The 14,511-nt window shown below is 49.7% G+C and carries 14 protein-coding genes; 5 read left to right on the forward strand and 9 right to left on the reverse strand.

The window, feature by feature from the left end:
* Nucleotide 1 precedes the first annotated feature (1 nt).
* Together A0U42_RS11085 and A0U42_RS11090 are read right to left on the reverse strand one after the other, a co-directional pair.
* A complete protein-coding gene (locus A0U42_RS11085; protein ID WP_065361022.1) occupies nt 2-505 on the reverse strand; it encodes a TRAP transporter small permease in 504 nt (167 codons plus the stop codon).
* A gap of 14 nt (nt 506-519) precedes the next feature.
* Nucleotides 520-1,539, reverse strand: a complete 1,020-nt coding sequence (locus tag A0U42_RS11090) for a TRAP transporter substrate-binding protein (RefSeq protein ID WP_218055551.1) — start codon at nt 1,537-1,539, stop codon at nt 520-522.
* A gap of 326 nt (nt 1,540-1,865) precedes the next feature.
* Here A0U42_RS11090 and A0U42_RS11095 point away from each other — a divergent pair, with 326 nt between their 5' ends.
* The 3 genes from A0U42_RS11095 to A0U42_RS11105 all read left to right on the forward strand — a co-directional run bounded on the left by A0U42_RS11095 (nt 1,866) and on the right by A0U42_RS11105 (nt 3,985).
* Nucleotides 1,866-2,633 carry an SDR family NAD(P)-dependent oxidoreductase gene (locus tag A0U42_RS11095; protein ID WP_065361023.1) on the forward strand — a complete coding sequence of 256 codons (768 nt, stop codon included), beginning with the start codon at nt 1,866-1,868 and terminating at the stop codon, nt 2,631-2,633.
* Nucleotides 2,634-2,790: 157 nt separating this feature from the next.
* Nucleotides 2,791-3,156 carry a DUF134 domain-containing protein gene (locus A0U42_RS11100; protein WP_083122555.1) on the forward strand — a complete coding sequence of 122 codons (366 nt, stop codon included), beginning with the start codon at nt 2,791-2,793 and terminating at the stop codon, nt 3,154-3,156.
* On the forward strand, nt 3,149-3,985 hold the full coding sequence (locus tag A0U42_RS11105) for an Mrp/NBP35 family ATP-binding protein (RefSeq protein WP_065361024.1): 837 nt from the start codon (nt 3,149-3,151) through the stop codon (nt 3,983-3,985). Before A0U42_RS11100 ends, A0U42_RS11105 begins: the two co-directional genes overlap by 8 nt.
* Before the next feature lie 97 nt (nt 3,986-4,082).
* Here the strand turns inward: A0U42_RS11105 and A0U42_RS11110 are convergent, their stop codons facing one another.
* Entirely contained in the window at nt 4,083-5,927 is a 1,845-nt protein-coding gene (locus A0U42_RS11110; protein WP_176698869.1) for an alkaline phosphatase, read from the reverse strand.
* A gap of 125 nt (nt 5,928-6,052) precedes the next feature.
* On the opposite strand from A0U42_RS11110, the gene A0U42_RS11115 reads away from it, so the two are divergent.
* Nucleotides 6,053-6,931 carry an ROK family protein gene (locus tag A0U42_RS11115; RefSeq protein ID WP_065361025.1) on the forward strand — a complete coding sequence of 293 codons (879 nt, stop codon included), beginning with the start codon at nt 6,053-6,055 and terminating at the stop codon, nt 6,929-6,931.
* Between the two features lie 72 nt (nt 6,932-7,003).
* On the opposite strand, the gene nagA is transcribed toward A0U42_RS11115, so the two are convergent.
* The 3 genes from nagA to dinB all read right to left on the reverse strand — a co-directional run bounded on the left by nagA (nt 7,004) and on the right by dinB (nt 10,094).
* The gene (nagA, locus tag A0U42_RS11120) at nt 7,004-8,161 is read right to left on the reverse strand and encodes an N-acetylglucosamine-6-phosphate deacetylase (RefSeq protein ID WP_065361026.1); all 1,158 of its coding nucleotides are present in this window, start codon (nt 8,159-8,161) and stop codon (nt 7,004-7,006) included.
* 453 nt (nt 8,162-8,614) lie between these two features.
* Nucleotides 8,615-8,902: a hypothetical protein gene (locus A0U42_RS11125; RefSeq protein ID WP_044505282.1), complete on the reverse strand. Its 288-nt coding sequence runs from the start codon at nt 8,900-8,902 to the stop codon at nt 8,615-8,617.
* A gap of 16 nt (nt 8,903-8,918) precedes the next feature.
* Nucleotides 8,919-10,094, reverse strand: coding sequence for a DNA polymerase IV (gene dinB, locus A0U42_RS11130; protein ID WP_044505281.1), 1,176 nt, complete (start codon nt 10,092-10,094; stop codon nt 8,919-8,921).
* 224 nt (nt 10,095-10,318) lie between these two features.
* Between dinB and A0U42_RS11135 the strand changes: the two genes are divergently transcribed.
* Nucleotides 10,319-11,272, forward strand: coding sequence for a LysR substrate-binding domain-containing protein (locus A0U42_RS11135; RefSeq protein WP_065361027.1), 954 nt, complete (start codon nt 10,319-10,321; stop codon nt 11,270-11,272).
* 69 nt (nt 11,273-11,341) lie between these two features.
* On the opposite strand, the gene A0U42_RS11140 is transcribed toward A0U42_RS11135, so the two are convergent.
* Genes A0U42_RS11140 through phnD form a run of 3 tightly spaced genes read right to left on the reverse strand, consistent with a single transcriptional unit; the run spans nt 11,342 to nt 14,307 of the window.
* On the reverse strand, nt 11,342-11,962 hold the full coding sequence (locus A0U42_RS11140) for a response regulator transcription factor (RefSeq protein WP_065361028.1): 621 nt from the start codon (nt 11,960-11,962) through the stop codon (nt 11,342-11,344).
* Complete coding sequence (locus A0U42_RS11145) at nt 11,943-13,385, reverse strand: sensor histidine kinase (protein ID WP_065361029.1); 1,443 nt, start codon at nt 13,383-13,385, stop codon at nt 11,943-11,945. The genes A0U42_RS11140 and A0U42_RS11145 overlap by 20 nt, the downstream gene beginning before the upstream one ends.
* Before the next feature lies 1 nt (nt 13,386).
* Nucleotides 13,387-14,307: a phosphate/phosphite/phosphonate ABC transporter substrate-binding protein gene (gene phnD / locus A0U42_RS11150; RefSeq protein ID WP_065361030.1), complete on the reverse strand. Its 921-nt coding sequence runs from the start codon at nt 14,305-14,307 to the stop codon at nt 13,387-13,389.
* Nucleotides 14,308-14,511 lie beyond the last annotated feature (204 nt).

The following is a 14,511-nucleotide window of genomic DNA, read 5'->3' on the forward strand; positions in this document are numbered from 1 at the left end:
ATTATTCTCCTCCCTTCACATCAGCGCCGGAGGCCCTGAGACGGGTAATCATTATAATAGCACTGACTCCCTGTACACAGGTAATGATGGCAAAGCTGATTACCAGTGCAAAATAAGGAATGGCCATCGGAACGTGTAAGGCTGCCGTTACCTGACCGGATTGGGCTTGTACGGCTGTCATATAACAGCTGTAGTACAGCACAACAGCGGAAAAAATCGTCGTGACGATTTTGGCAAGAATCTGTATCAAGGCCTTTGACAAGCCGCTGAAGTGGTTCACCACGGCAGTGACAGCAATCTGTGAACCATCACGAAGACCGGCTTCTGTTCCCAGCAAAACCATGTAAATCATAGCAAAGGTTGACAGTTCATCGAGCCACGGCAGAGACAGCTTGATAAAGTTACGATTGATGACCGATGAAAAAGAACAAATAACCATTATGGCAAAAGAAATGACGATAATCAAATTTTCAATAGATTGCAGCTTTTTCAATACTCCATTCATGATCACACCTCCGCCTACATGTATTTTGCATCTTCGATGGCTTTGTCAACAGCCTGCTGCCATACGGGATCGAAGGTAAATCCTTCCGCGGCTGCTTCTTTCTGATAAAGAGCCTTCAACTGATTCCGATCGATGTCGTGGAAGACAACGCCTTTTTCCTTCAGTTTTTCCGTTGCATCTGCATTGGCTTCAACTAAGAATTGTCGTTCTGCATCACAGCCTTCTTTGACACCTTCCAAGAAGGGTTGGCGCAAATCTTCCGGAATGGCATTCCACGATTTATCAGACATGCACAGCAAAATATATACGAAGACATGATGTGTATTGGTGATATTCTTGGTAACTTCATAAAAACCATTGGTATAGCATCCGCTGACACCGTTTTCACAAGCGTCGATGGTGCCTTGCTGCAGTGCCGTAAACTGTTCACCAAACGGCAAGGCAATGGGCATAGCCCCAAAAGATTTAAAGGCCGCCATATGATACCGATTCTGTATCGTCCGAATCTTTACGCCCTTGAAATCTTCCGGTTTTTCAATCGGTTTCACAGAAAATACGTCGCGGAACCCCGATTCCATATACCCGATAACATGGATTCCCATCCGTTCTTTCGCTTCCCGTTCAATCAGCTTACCGATATCTCCGTCTACAGCAGCATGGGCTTCTTTGCTGTTTTTCCAAAGATAGGCCTGATCCAGAATTGCCATTTCAGGAATCCAGTTGCTCAGGACCGAGTTTGCCGCAGTAGCAATATCCAAATCCCCATTCATAGCCAACTCTGTAGTCCCTCGTTCACCGCCTAAGGCAGCACCGGGAATGACATTAATCTGAATTCTGCCGCCCGTCTTATCATAGACCCGCTTTGAAACTTCTTTAGCCCCTTGGTAGTAACAAGTAGCTTCACCATCTGTCAGAGACATGCGAAGGACCAACGGCTTTTCTTTGGTATAAACCCGCGCTTCTTTTTGTCCCGCACATCCGCTCAAGGTCATAAGCATCAGACCGGTAATAAAAATACATAAAAACTTTCTCACAAGAACCCCTCCTTTTCATCCGACGTTTCTCTCTGTGTTTTAATAATACATCGGATGAATATACGGTGTCAATATAAAGATAGAATTCTTGCTATATTGTAATAGACGTTGTTAACTTTATGATTTATCTGTATTTTCACCTATATTTATTAAATATATCATTATATGTCCGAGAATCGAATCAAATGAAGCCATATTTTCACTTGAGTTTTCTGCGATTATCTTATAAAATAGAGTTACAAGCGCTGATAATTCATATGATGATTACATCATGTTTCAATTATTAACCAATATTTTCATCATATCATTTATAGGAGGAATATCTTATGTCTATCTTAAACGATTTCGCATTAACAGGAAAAACAGCTATTGTAACCGGCGGCGGTCGCGGGCTAGGCCGCGGTATGGCAGAAGGGTTAGCCGAAGCCGGCGCTACGGTATTGATCATCGGTTCGAGTTCCAGTGCCGAAAAAACGGCTGCCGAATGTCGGCAAAAAGGCCTTTCCATGCTGGCCTTACAAGGCAACTTACTCGATCAGGAACAGGTCCCGGTTATTTTCGAAAAGGCCCTGGCTGCCTTAGACGGCCGCATCGACATCCTGGTCAACAACGCCGGCATGCAGCGCCGTCACTTCTGTGAAGAATTCCCTCTCAGCGATTGGCATGACGTCCTGAACCTCAATTTAAACACGGTATTTCAACTGTGCCAGCTCGCCGGCCGCAAGATGCTGGCCCAAAAGTCCGGCAAGATCATCAACGTCGCCTCCATGCTGAGCTTCTTTGGCGGGTACACCGTCCCGGCTTATGCTGCCAGTAAAGGCGGCGTCGCCCAGCTGACCAAAGCCCTGGCCAACGAATGGGCCGGTAAAGGGCTCAACATCAATGCCATCGCGCCGGGCTACATGGACACAGAAATGAACACCAAGCTGATTGAAGACGAAGTCCGTCAAAAGGAAATCTTAGACCGCATCCCGGCCAAACGCTGGGGAACAGCCGACGATATGAAGGGTATTGCCGTATTCCTGGCCAGTGCCGCTTCGAATTATTTAAACGGGGCCATCATCCCCGTCGACGGGGCTTATCTCGTCCGCTAGGGAGCCAAATCACCTGTCGATTCAGCCTTTATTTACAATACTAAATACGTTCGTCCTATGATTATTTTCCTCATCGGATGCCGCCAAATCCCTCCTTGACATAATTTGACATATGTCAGCTATCTAACTATAATAAATAGCGTAAAGGAGGGATTTTATGCCGAGACCACCGCGGTGCCGACGTGTTTGTTCACTGCCTGTTTCATCAGCCTTCGGACCGGTTGACCGACGTCAGTCGGATGATACGGTTGCCATGGGAATCGATGAATATGAAGTCATCCGCCTCATCGACTGGGTCGGACTGACACAGGAAGAGTGTGCCGCTCAGATCAATGTAGCTCGCACGACGGTGACCGGTATTTATAATTCGGCCCGCCACAAACTGGCCGACGCCCTCATTCATGGCAAAGACCTCGTCATCGAAGGCGGCCATATTCAAGTTTGTGAACGTTCCGGCTCGTGCCGTCACGACTGTTGCCGTGCCGGAAAGAAAAGTTCAAAGGAGAATGATCCCAATGAGTGAAAATTGTACACACGACTGTTCCAGCTGCGGCAGCTCCTGCGCACAGCGCAACCAGCCTCAGAGCCTCCAGGCAGCGCCTCACGAAGGTTCTCACATCAAGCACGTCATTGCCGTCGTCAGCGGCAAAGGCGGCGTAGGTAAATCCTTGGTGACGTCCCTGATGGCTGTAGAAATGCAGCGCCGCGGCTTTAAAACTGCAATCCTCGACGCCGATATCACCGGCCCGTCTATCCCGAAAGTCTTCGGCTTGACCGGTCATGCCACGGGCAACGATGACGGCATCAACCCCGTTACGACCAAGACCGGCATCAAAGTCATGTCCATGAACCTGCTGTTGGAAGATGTCGCGGCTCCGGTCGTATGGCGCGGACCGGTCATTTCCGGCGCCGTTAAACAGTTCTGGACCGACGTCATCTGGGGCGACATCGACTACATGTTCGTCGACATGCCGCCGGGAACGGGCGACGTCCCCTTGACGGTCTTCCAGTCCTTACCCGTCGACGGCATCTTAGTCATCACGTCTCCTCAGGAACTCGTTTCCATGATCGTTGAAAAGGCCTTGAACATGTCGGAAATGATGCACGTTCCCGTCTTGGGCCTGATTGAAAACATGAGCTACTTCAAATGTCCCAGCTGCCAGGAAAAACACGAAATCTTCGGACACAGCCATGTCGAAGAATCGGCCCAGAAATATTCGATTCCTCATACGGCAAAACTGCCCATCGATCCGGAATTCGCAGCCCACTGCGATAAGGGCGATATCGAAGGTTATCTGGCCAGCTTCTTATCGGATACCGCTGCCTACCTCGACAGCGTTCTCGGTCAGTAACCACAAAAAAATGCTGCCGCAATATGAATTGCGGCAGCATTTTTTATGAAACGGCGGTGTAACCGAGCAAGATAAGCCTTGCTATCGTAGTCCGTTTTTATTTTGCGTTTTTCGTAGCGTCGACGCCAAGGGCACGCATGATACCGAAGAATACTTCCGTGTTGTCCATGACACCTTTGAAGTATTCGGAACCCGGGCCTTCTGCATTCAACGGGACATCATCGGCTGCGTGAGTTTCATCACCAATGGTAGCGGGGATGTTGGCCGGAACGAGTTCCATGGGATCGCCTGCGTGGTGACGAGCCGGATTGCCTTTCGCAACGACGGTCGAAACCTGATGGTATTCGGTCTTATCGCCGGCAACCTGAGCTTCCTGTTTGGTAACCGTCTGCGAAATCGTCGGATAGGTCGGTTTCTGCTGGAAGTGGTAGTTTTCATAATATTCCGGATGGTTAGCATACTGAACAGCCAAGGTTACATCGGGATCCGGATTGTCAGGGAAACCGTCATGGTCGGCATCCTTGAAGGTCGGGAAGATGGAATCGGCATAGGTGCGGACAGCTTCAATGCCCTTCTTGCCGTCGTGTTCATGGTAGGTACCGGTAATGGAAGCACCGTGAGCATGGTCAGCAACGACGATGATCAAGGTATTATCGCCGTGTTCTTTATTCCATTTCTGAGCATATTCGATCGCCTTATCGAATTCGATCGTATCGTACGTAGCACGCTGCCAATCCATGGCATGGAGCTGTTTATCGATGGATGCGCCTTCGATCATAGCGAAGAAGCCCTTCGGATTCTTGCTGAGGATATCCAAGGATTTTTTCGTCATGTTGATGAGGTTCGGCTGATCCGTATATTTACCTAATACTTCAGGATTCTTGAGCATTTCACGATCGATATAAACATTCATCGTGCTCGGATGGAAGAGGCCCAAGAGCGGTTTATTGCTGTCGGCAGCCATCATTTCCTTCGAGTTCGTAACGAAGGTGTAGCCTTTATTTTTGAATTCCTGGATGACGTTTTCATTGTCATGGCGTTTGGAACCTTTTTCCGTCTGCGGAATGTAACGGCTGGAACCGCCACCCATGATGACGTCCGGACGATGATAGTCTTCCAAGTACTGAGAAGCTAATAAATCCTGGTTAGCACGACGGCGCGTATGACCAATCATAGCGGCCGGCGTAGCATCTGTAGATTCAGCCTGAGTGATGACACCGATGGACATGCCGCGCGTACGCTTCAGGATTTCGGCAACGTTTTCAACGCGGGGATCATCCATAGGATCCTTTGTCGAGTCTTCATAAACGCCCATGGCGTTGACGACCGATTTATGACCCGTAGCATAAGCCGATGCCGAGTTAGCGCTGTCCGTCGTCAAGGAATCGTATCCGCTGGTCGTGATCAGTGCGTTATGGGGCATTTTTTCCATAGCCAAGAGATCGTTGTATTTCCCGTTGGTCAGGCCTTTGGAAATGATACGAGCCATTTCTCTAGCCTGCAAGGACATGCCGTCACCGACGAAGAGGATGACGTTTTTAGCCTGTTTCTGAGCTTTTTCCTGAACAACCGTATAGCGTGCATCGGCAGAATTCGTGCCGTCAGCATCGGTAGCCGAAACACGGACCGTATATTTACCGGTCTTCGGGAAATTTACCTGATTGACACGATAAGAAACAACACCGTTGCCCAAATCTTTTCCTTCTACTTTCTGTCCGAAAAATTGATTGGCATTCTGACCATTAATCGTAATATCGACGTTCTTCAAGTCTTTCGCGTTAGAAACTTCAACATCAAAGTCGAATTTAGCACCTGCCAAGAATTTAGCCGTATCTACCGGTAAAATCCGGACATCGGCTGCCTGTACGCCCGGGACGACGCCCAACAGGGAACCACAAGCTACCATAGAAAGAATTGCTCTTTTTAACCATTGTCGTTTCATATCATGACCTCCTAAAAGACTACATTGATAAGAACAGTATAGGAGGCTTATACATAGAAATTGTCAAATCCATGTATAATATTTGTATAAGTTAACTTTCTCTCGTAAAAAGGATGTGAACTATAATGATGTACAGTTGCTTCGATGTCGGCGGAACGGCAATCAAATTCGGGCTCATCGATGAAGGGGGCCGCTTCCACAAAAGAGGTCTCATCCCCTCCGGAGACGGCCCTTCCATCGTCGCTGCGGTCCGAAACCTTGTCCGACAGCAGCAGAAAGAAGTATCTCTTGCCGGCATCGCCCTGTCGACGGCAGGTATTGTAAATACGGAATCCGGCACGGTAGAGTACGCCCTCTCCATCCCCGGCTATACAGGTACGCCTTGGAAAACGATGTTAGAGGAAGAATTTAAACTCCCGGTCAGCGTCGAAAACGATACCAATTGTGCCGCCCTCGGCGAATATTGGCTCGGAGCCGGAAAAGACGTCTTGTCGTTCTTTGCCGTAACCGTCGGCACCAGCATCGGAGGAGCCATCATCGAAGAAGGTCGAGTACTCCACGGCGCCACTCATGCTGCCGGAGAAATCGCCTATATGTGCCTCCCGGCAGGCCGGTTCCACGACGTCGCCTCGGCGTCCTTTCTCTGCCGTGAAATCGCCAGCCAAAAAGGCATTCCTCCCAAAGAAATGGACGGCTACCGGGCCTTCCAACTGATTGAAAGCGACGATGCCCAGGCCCTTCGCTGTTTTCATATCTTCTGTCAGAATCTGGCCGACGGCCTCACCAATATCATCAGTCTCTTCAATCCCGAACGAATCATCCTCGGCGGCGGCATCATGAACCGGGAATCCATCATCCGCCAGCCCCTTGAACAGGCCCTGTCAGACCGTCTGCCGGAACGGATGCTTCCCCCAAAAGGCCTCGCCTTTGCAAGACTCCAAAACGACGCCGGCTTGTTAGGCGCTCTATATGTATTGAAAAATAAAAAATCAGCGCTCGGATAGATTCTTTCCGACAAAAAAGAAGGTCAAGGGAACAAAGTACCTTGGCCTTCTTTTCATTACATATAATAGATTTTATTGTATCGGTTCGTTATAAACCAATTCACCGGCGACGACCGTCGATTTTACATGGAAGTCGTTGCTGTCCAAGACGACGATATCGGCCTGTTTGCCTTCTTCCAGAGAGCCGAGCCGATCGTATACCCCGAGGGCTTTCGCCGGGTTGATGGTAGCCATAGCTACGACATCGGGAAGGGATGCCCCTGAATTGATAAGGAAATGGAGAACAACTTCGTTCATGGGGGCCACACTAGCAGCCAAAGTCCCGTCAGCCAATCGGGCTTCACCATTCTTTACAAAGACCTTCTGGCCGCCAAGACTCGATTCACCGTCGCCTTGGAGACAGGCCCGCATCGAATCGGTGACCAAGATGATTCCGTCGCGGCCTTTCATCTGATAGGCCAACTTCTGTGCCGCCGGGTGAACATGGAGGTCATCACAAATCAATTCGCAGCAGGCGTTTTTATGGAGAAGAGCCGCTCCGACAAGGCCCGGTTCCCGATGGCGGAAGGGGGTCATGGCATTATACAGATGGGTGACATGGCAGTTTCCGATGGTGTCCATACAATCCATGGCCTGTTCAAAGGAAGCGCCAGAATGACCGAGAGATACGACGATTCCCTTATCCTTACAGGCCTTTAAGAACTGCTTATTCTTTAACTGTTCCGGAGCCAGGGTAATGATTTTAATGATGTCCCCATAGGGTTCCAACCAGGAAAAATCCGGATTCTGTATATTTTCCTCGGCCTGTGACCCCTTATAGAGGGGACTAATGAAGGGCCCTTCCAGATGGGCTCCGAGGACCTGTGCTCCACCGGCGTAATTTTCCTTTGCCGTTCTAATTCTCTGCAAGGCCTTTTCGATAGCCGCTTGTTCCATAGTCATCGTCGTCGCCACAAAGGAGGTCACCCCCGTCGCCGGCAGAGCCTTTTGCATGGCCGGTAAGGCCTGTTCATCGTCATCCATGACATCGACACCGGCACAGCCGTGAATGTGTTCATTAATAAAACCGGGAACGACGAAGCCGCCGTTGGCATCGATGAATTCCGAGCACATGCCGGCTCTGAACTGCTTACGCGGGACGATGCGCCATATATCCTTTTCATACAGAATAACATGTCCGTTGACAATTTCATTCGGCAGGACAATCAGTCCGTCGAAAATTGCTTTCATAATAAATTCCTCCTAAAATCGTATTCACTATTTCCAGTATACCACAAACGTAAAATCTGTGGAAATTGTGGATATGTAAAGTGGATAACTTGTGAATAGGTCCGTAAATGGCGGTTTTATGCTTTGTCCTCCTGTGGATATCTTTCCACAATTTATCCACATATTGTGCGTAAATCTCCGGATCGACTTATCCACATTTCTACAGGAATTATACACATCACTTTATTCATTTGTTCTCCCACGTACAATCGCTTAACCATGCCGTTATTGGTGTGTTTCCTCTGGGGATATATATTTATCCACGCGACTTATCCACATTTTCCAACATCACTTGATATAAGTATCCACTGAAAAAAATCAGCGCAACTATGCGGATTCCAAAAAAATATCCACATTTCTGTCACTGTTGTACACAGAAAATGTGGATACATTGTGAATGCTTTTAAAGCTGTCTTATTCGACGGGACGGCTCCAATCGATGTGGACACCTGTCGCCCGCCACATATAACACATGGCCAATTTCAACGTTTCCAAGCTCGACGTCGGAACGGCACTGATGGTTTTATACTGCGAAAGGTCCGTATACTGATGCAGAACCCGCTCGGTCGTCAAATACTCCCGGGCTCGTTCATTGACCGCTTCATCATTCAGATGAACGCCCAGTTCCTTCGTTTCCGTATTATACTCGATATACCCGTTGTTATTGTCACCGGTATGGGCGACGACTTTAAAAATTGCCATGGCTAAAACTCCTTTTTTACGTATCCTTCTCATGGGACATTTCCCACAAAAACCCTTTCATAATGGCCGTACGGCCGAATCGCTGCTGCAGTTTATCGATGGCCTCGATGACTTTCTCCTTCGTTTCCTCGTCTTCGGAAAATAAATCGCCCTGGACTTGATACGGCTGAAGCTGGCTGACGGTGAGACCCAGCAGTCGGATTGGCTCATGTCCTTTATCCTTATTATACAATCTTTTTGCCGAAAAATATAACTGTTCTTCCGACGCCGTCCCCATATCGCTAAGAGTCAGCGACCGGGTAACGGTCTTAAAGGACGCATAGCGGATCTTGATCGTAATCGTCCGTCCCATGAGCCGGCTCTGACGCAGCCGCCAGGCCACTTCATTGGCTAAGAGGCGGAACTGTTCATCGACTTCAGAAGGCAGGGTCAAATCACGGCTGTACGTATGCTCATTTCCAACCGACTGAGGCCGCCGCCGCACCTCCAAAGGTCGCTTATCCTGACCGAGAGATAATCGGTAAATGCGCTCGGCCTGATTGCCTAAGAGGGGTTTTAAGGCCTCTGGGCTGGACGCCGAAATATCGCCGATCCGATGGTATCCGCCCTTCTTTAAAGCTTCTTCCGTCACCTTGCCGACGCCCCATAATCGACTGATCGGCAGCGGCGCCAATACCGCTTGTTCCGTCCCATAGGGAATCCAAACCAGTCCGTCAGGCTTTCGTAAATCCGAGGCCAGTTTCGCTAAAAATTTATTGGGTGCAATCCCTGCCGAGGCAACGAGGCCCGTCGTCCGAAAAATCTCATCTTTGACGGCTTTTCCGATATCGACGATATTAGGATAGTGGCGTTCCATGCCGGATACGTCCAAAAAAGCTTCATCCAGAGCCAAGGGCTCAATATAGGGGGAATAGTGAGATAAAATCAAGCGAATCTGATGCGACACCCGTCGATAAGCCGCCATCCGTACCGGTAAAAAGACGCCGTTCGGGCAGCGTCTCCGTGCCGCCTTCATGCTCATGGCCGAATGGATGCCATAGCGCCGCGCTTCATAGGATGCAGTTGCTACGACGCCGCGGTCCATAAGGCCGCCGACAACGACGGGCAGACCCTTCAAGGCCGGATTGTCTCTTTGTTCAATAGACGCGTAAAACGCATCCATATCGACGTGCATAATCCATCGCGTTGCCATAAGCTCCCTCCTTTATACTCTCTATTATGATACACGAGAGACATCTTGTAAATACGGCGCTTCCCGGTACGGCTCGGCCGCAAGACTTTGGGACCGGTGCGGGAAATCAAATTTTCTGTAAAAATGGCGTCATTACGCTAATTAACGAGACTGCACATCATTGGATTTTCAATCCGTAATATGGTAAACTATAAGAATACTAAAGAGAGGTGAAATAGTATATTATGGATTTATTCCAATTGACATACTTCATCGAAGTCGCTCACAAAAAGAGCTTTACCAAAGCTTCAAAATCCCTGCACATCAGCCAGCCGTCTATCAGCAAGGGCATCAAGGCCCTGGAAGAACATTGGGGTGTGCAATTATTTGACCGCAAGGGTAAAAATGTAGAGCTGACGGAAACGGGTTCCTATTTGCTTCCTAAAATCGAAGAACTCATCAAGGGCTTTACCCAGTTGAATGAAGAAATGGAATCGCCGCAGCTCCTCAATTCCGGCAAGTTGTCCGTCGGGGTCCCGCCCATGATCGGCTCCTCCGTCATCGCGCCGTTTATCGCTCATTTCATCAATACCTATCCCAAAATCGAATTGGAAATGAAGGAAGTCGGCTCCCAAGACGTCGTCTCAGCCATCGACGACGGGCTCATCCAGGTCGGCTTCGTCGCCCTGCCGATTACGACGGAAATCTCTTATGAATTCTTCATTTTCCATGAAGAGCCTCTCGACGTCGTCCTCTGGCCGGATCATCCCCTGGCCTCCCGTCCGTCCCTGACCCTATCCGATATCAAAGACGAAACCTTCGTCTTTTATCCGAATGGATTCTCACTGAATCCCTATCTGCGCTCAGCATTTCAGGAAATCATGGCCCATCCGAAAATCGTCTGCCGTTCCAGCAACTGGGACTTCCTGGCCCAGATGGTATCGGGCAAGCTGGGCATTTCCCTCATGCCGCACACCATTTGTCAGCGCATTTCGCCGGATCTTGCTGTATCCGTTCCCTTGGTCAAACCACACCTGTACTGGACGCTGGCCCTCATTTGGAAAAGCAAGGGATACCTCTCCCATCCGTCCCGGACCTGGGTCCAATCCTTTAAAGAGTATTTCAAAGATGCCAGTACGATGATTCAAAATGAAGCTGCCGACCAGCCTTTCCTGTCGGACACGCCTAGTGAAGACTGAGCTGTCTGCCGTAAATATCAACAAAGAAAGCATTGCCTGCGGGCAATGCTTTCTTTATGCCCAAAAGACTTACATCAAGTGGTGTTTTAAGGCATAATCTACAAGCTCTGACTTCGTCTTACAATTGAGTTTTTGCATAAGCCTCGTTTTATACGTCGACACGGTCTTTACCGAAAGGTGCAGCGTATCCCCGATAGACGATAGCGAATGGCCGTGTACTAAGGCGACGAGGACTTCCTGCTCCCGTTCCGACAAGGTCGGCATATCTTTTTTCTCTGCTAAGACTCCGTTAAGGAGACTCCGGGCTTCGCGTTCACTTAGATAACGCTCGCCGGAAGCGACGGCACGAAGGCCTTTAAAGAGCTCTGCATCAAGGGTATCTTTGCACAAGTACCCGTCAGCACCGAGCTGCATCAATTCAGTCACGTACTCCTGCTCGCTGTACATGGTAAGGACCAGGACCTTCACTTCATAATGGCGGCGACGGATTTCCCGTAAACAGTCGATACCGTTCATGACCGGCATCGATAGATCAAGGAGGACGACATCGACGTCTGTCTCTTCCAGTATATCGAGGACTTCTTGTCCGTTCGAGGCCTCGGCAACGACCTTGCAGTCATCCTGCGAAGCTAACAATAATTTGAGGCCCGTCCGCAAAATGCGGTGGTCATCAGCCAATAGTATGTTCATCTTCTATCTCCTCACTCAGATGTAACGGCAGCATTATGGTAAGGGTCGTTCCCTTCCCCGGTCGGCCGTCGATATAAAAAGTGCCATTCAACACGTCAGTCCGTTCCTGCATGCTGACCAGCCCTAAGTGATTATCAAGCCGTGCCTGCTCAGCCCGGGCGGCACTGAAGCCGACGCCGTCATCGGCAATGCGCAACGACAAGGACGACGGCAGAATGTTCAGTTCAATCGTCACTGTATGAGCTTGGGCATGGCGAGCGATGTTGGTCAGCCCTTCCTGCACCATGCGGTAACAAAATAAAGCAACTGGCCGCGACACTTTAGCAATATCGCCGTCATGACAGAAAGACACGGAAAGATTTGGCTGGGTCTGCCGATACGTATCGAGATATTTTTCAATGGCTACGATGAGGCCTAAATCGTCGAGGAGCGGCGGATGGAGGTTAACCGCCAAATGGCGCAGGCTTTCCAGAGTCTCTCTCGTCAATTCACGGACACCGGTCACCAATTCCCGCACGTCGGGACTTTCAGTCCGGTCCTGAATGAGCCGCAGGTAGGCTAAGATCGATACCATAGACTGACTCGTTTCATCGTGGAGCTCTCGTGAAATACGGCGCCGTTCATCTTCACGAGCCGAAAACAGCTGATCGATGAGCCAAACTCGAGTCTTCTCCTTTTCCCGAAGGGCCGTCAAAAGTTTCGAGTTTTCCCGATCCTTGACCGACAGACGGTTGCTCATGACATTGAACGCCTTAGCCAACTGGCCGACATCGTCTTTCGTTTCGACGGAAACGCGAACATTGTAATTCCCGCGGCCGATTTGACGAATGGCTTTCGCCAAAGCTTGAACGGGGCGCAGAAAAGCCCGGGCATATCGCGTAGCCAAAGCAGAGGCCACCAGACAGATTGCCAGGATAATCAGCATCGTCTCGACAAAGCGCTTCCACATGAGCTGCATCATGGGCCGCTCGGACAGACCGACTCGAAAATATCCGACTAAACCGCCGTCGATGGGAACGAGAATTTCTCGGATATAGCCTTCAGTGCTGTCAAAAGTCACTGCCTGCCCGACTCCTTCCGTAGTCATATCCCGGCGTTCCGGAAGGCCCTTCGGCAGTCCGTCCGTAAAAGTACTGGCCAGAATACGTCCGTCCGGATAGGTCACCAGAATGTAGCGGACCTGGTCGTTCGTCTTTTGAGCATGGAGCAGCTGCTCGGTCATATCAAAACGGTCATCGACGAGGATGTCATTGCTGACGACCTGTCCGATGGACACGGCCAGTTCCTTCCCGGATGCCTCGAGTTCGTGGCTCATGTACTCACTCGTCGAATAGAGGAACAGCGACGCCGTCAGCAGTCCGCAGATAAAAATCGTGCCGACGATGAGGGCATTAAATTTTACGTATAGCGTGTAGTTTCTCATCTTACGTTCCTGCCAATCGTTTTTGTGCCTGATACTGCTGTTTGAACGCTTCATAGGCCTCAGAATCCGGCGGAATAAACCGGTCGATGACGATGTTCTTCATGGCCTTGGCTAAATCCGCATCTTCATGCATCGTATAAAAGATATGGCGGAGCTCTTCTTTTTCCTCCGGATCCAAATCACTGCGGACGACAATCGGTCCGGTCGGCGCTTCCGGCAAGGCTTCAATGATACGGACTTCCTTGGCAAGGGCCGGATTGGTATCCGCCATGAGCTCATAAATTTGGCTGTCGATACCGGCTGCATCGGCCAAGTGATTGGCGACCGACCACAGTGATTTGTCATGACCGTGGGTATAGAAAAAGCGGTTGAAAAAGATTTCCGGCGTCGTTCCATCTCGGGCCAGCAAAAATTTAATGGCCAGACAGCCAGAATAGCTCAAAGGGTCCGTAAAAGCAAAAACCTTGCCCCGAAGCTGACTAAAATCATGGATATCGCTGTCAACAGCCGTGATAATATACGTTTGGTAATGGGACGTGCCATTGGTCTCGGTCATAGCCAACAGTTCAATCGGAACCTGCCCCTGATAGGCAGCATAAGCGCCTGTCGAGGAAAAGGCAATATCGGCGTCGCCATTGGCCAAGAGGGCATTCAACTCCTCATAGGTCCGGCGCTGGATGAGAACAGCCGGCCGCTGCTGCTTTTGAGCAATATAAGTAACGATCTGCTGATATACCTGCCGCGTTTCCCTCGGCGACATGACCGACGCAAAGGCGATGCGAAGCGGTTTTACACCGGACTGCTCTACAGCCGGGCGAGCGCCCTCAGGCTGCGTAAAGTCGATATAGCCCTGAGGATGGGCGCAGGCCGCACTGAAAAGACAGGCTAAGGTCAGCAGCATCATAGAAATAACCCGTTTCATAATGCCTCCCCTGCATATAATTTATATCATTTATTATACCCTGAATCGGCCCGGCTGAGTAGGGTTTTACAATCTGCCGCAAGGCTATGCGAATCAAAACCACCAGTTTAACTGGTGGTTTGCTCAGGCCCTATAAGGGCCTATCTCTTGTGGTTGCACTCTAAAGAGTGCACTGAATAAAAGTCTGGCAATCACAATTCTATT

The organism is Megasphaera sp. DISK 18 (assembly GCF_001682955.1).
Classification (GTDB): domain Bacteria; phylum Bacillota; class Negativicutes; order Veillonellales; family Megasphaeraceae; genus Megasphaera; species Megasphaera massiliensis.

Coding starts and splice junctions, on each gene's coding strand:
- A0U42_RS11085 (WP_065361022.1), bottom strand. CDS start 505: ATGAATGGAGTATTGAAAAAGCTGCAATCTATTGAAAATTTGATTATC.
- A0U42_RS11095 (WP_065361023.1), top strand. CDS start 1,866: ATGTCTATCTTAAACGATTTCGCATTAACAGGAAAAACAGCTATTGTA.
- A0U42_RS11100 (WP_083122555.1), top strand. CDS start 2,791: ATGCCGAGACCACCGCGGTGCCGACGTGTTTGTTCACTGCCTGTTTCA.
- A0U42_RS11105 (WP_065361024.1), top strand. CDS start 3,149: ATGAGTGAAAATTGTACACACGACTGTTCCAGCTGCGGCAGCTCCTGC.
- A0U42_RS11110 (WP_176698869.1), bottom strand. CDS start 5,927: ATGAAACGACAATGGTTAAAAAGAGCAATTCTTTCTATGGTAGCTTGT.
- A0U42_RS11115 (WP_065361025.1), top strand. CDS start 6,053: ATGATGTACAGTTGCTTCGATGTCGGCGGAACGGCAATCAAATTCGGG.
- nagA (WP_065361026.1), bottom strand. CDS start 8,161: ATGAAAGCAATTTTCGACGGACTGATTGTCCTGCCGAATGAAATTGTC.
- A0U42_RS11125 (WP_044505282.1), bottom strand. CDS start 8,902: ATGGCAATTTTTAAAGTCGTCGCCCATACCGGTGACAATAACAACGGG.
- dinB (WP_044505281.1), bottom strand. CDS start 10,094: ATGGCAACGCGATGGATTATGCACGTCGATATGGATGCGTTTTACGCG.
- A0U42_RS11135 (WP_065361027.1), top strand. CDS start 10,319: ATGGATTTATTCCAATTGACATACTTCATCGAAGTCGCTCACAAAAAG.
- A0U42_RS11140 (WP_065361028.1), bottom strand. CDS start 11,962: ATGAACATACTATTGGCTGATGACCACCGCATTTTGCGGACGGGCCTC.
- A0U42_RS11145 (WP_065361029.1), bottom strand. CDS start 13,385: ATGAGAAACTACACGCTATACGTAAAATTTAATGCCCTCATCGTCGGC.
- phnD (WP_065361030.1), bottom strand. CDS start 14,307: ATGAAACGGGTTATTTCTATGATGCTGCTGACCTTAGCCTGTCTTTTC.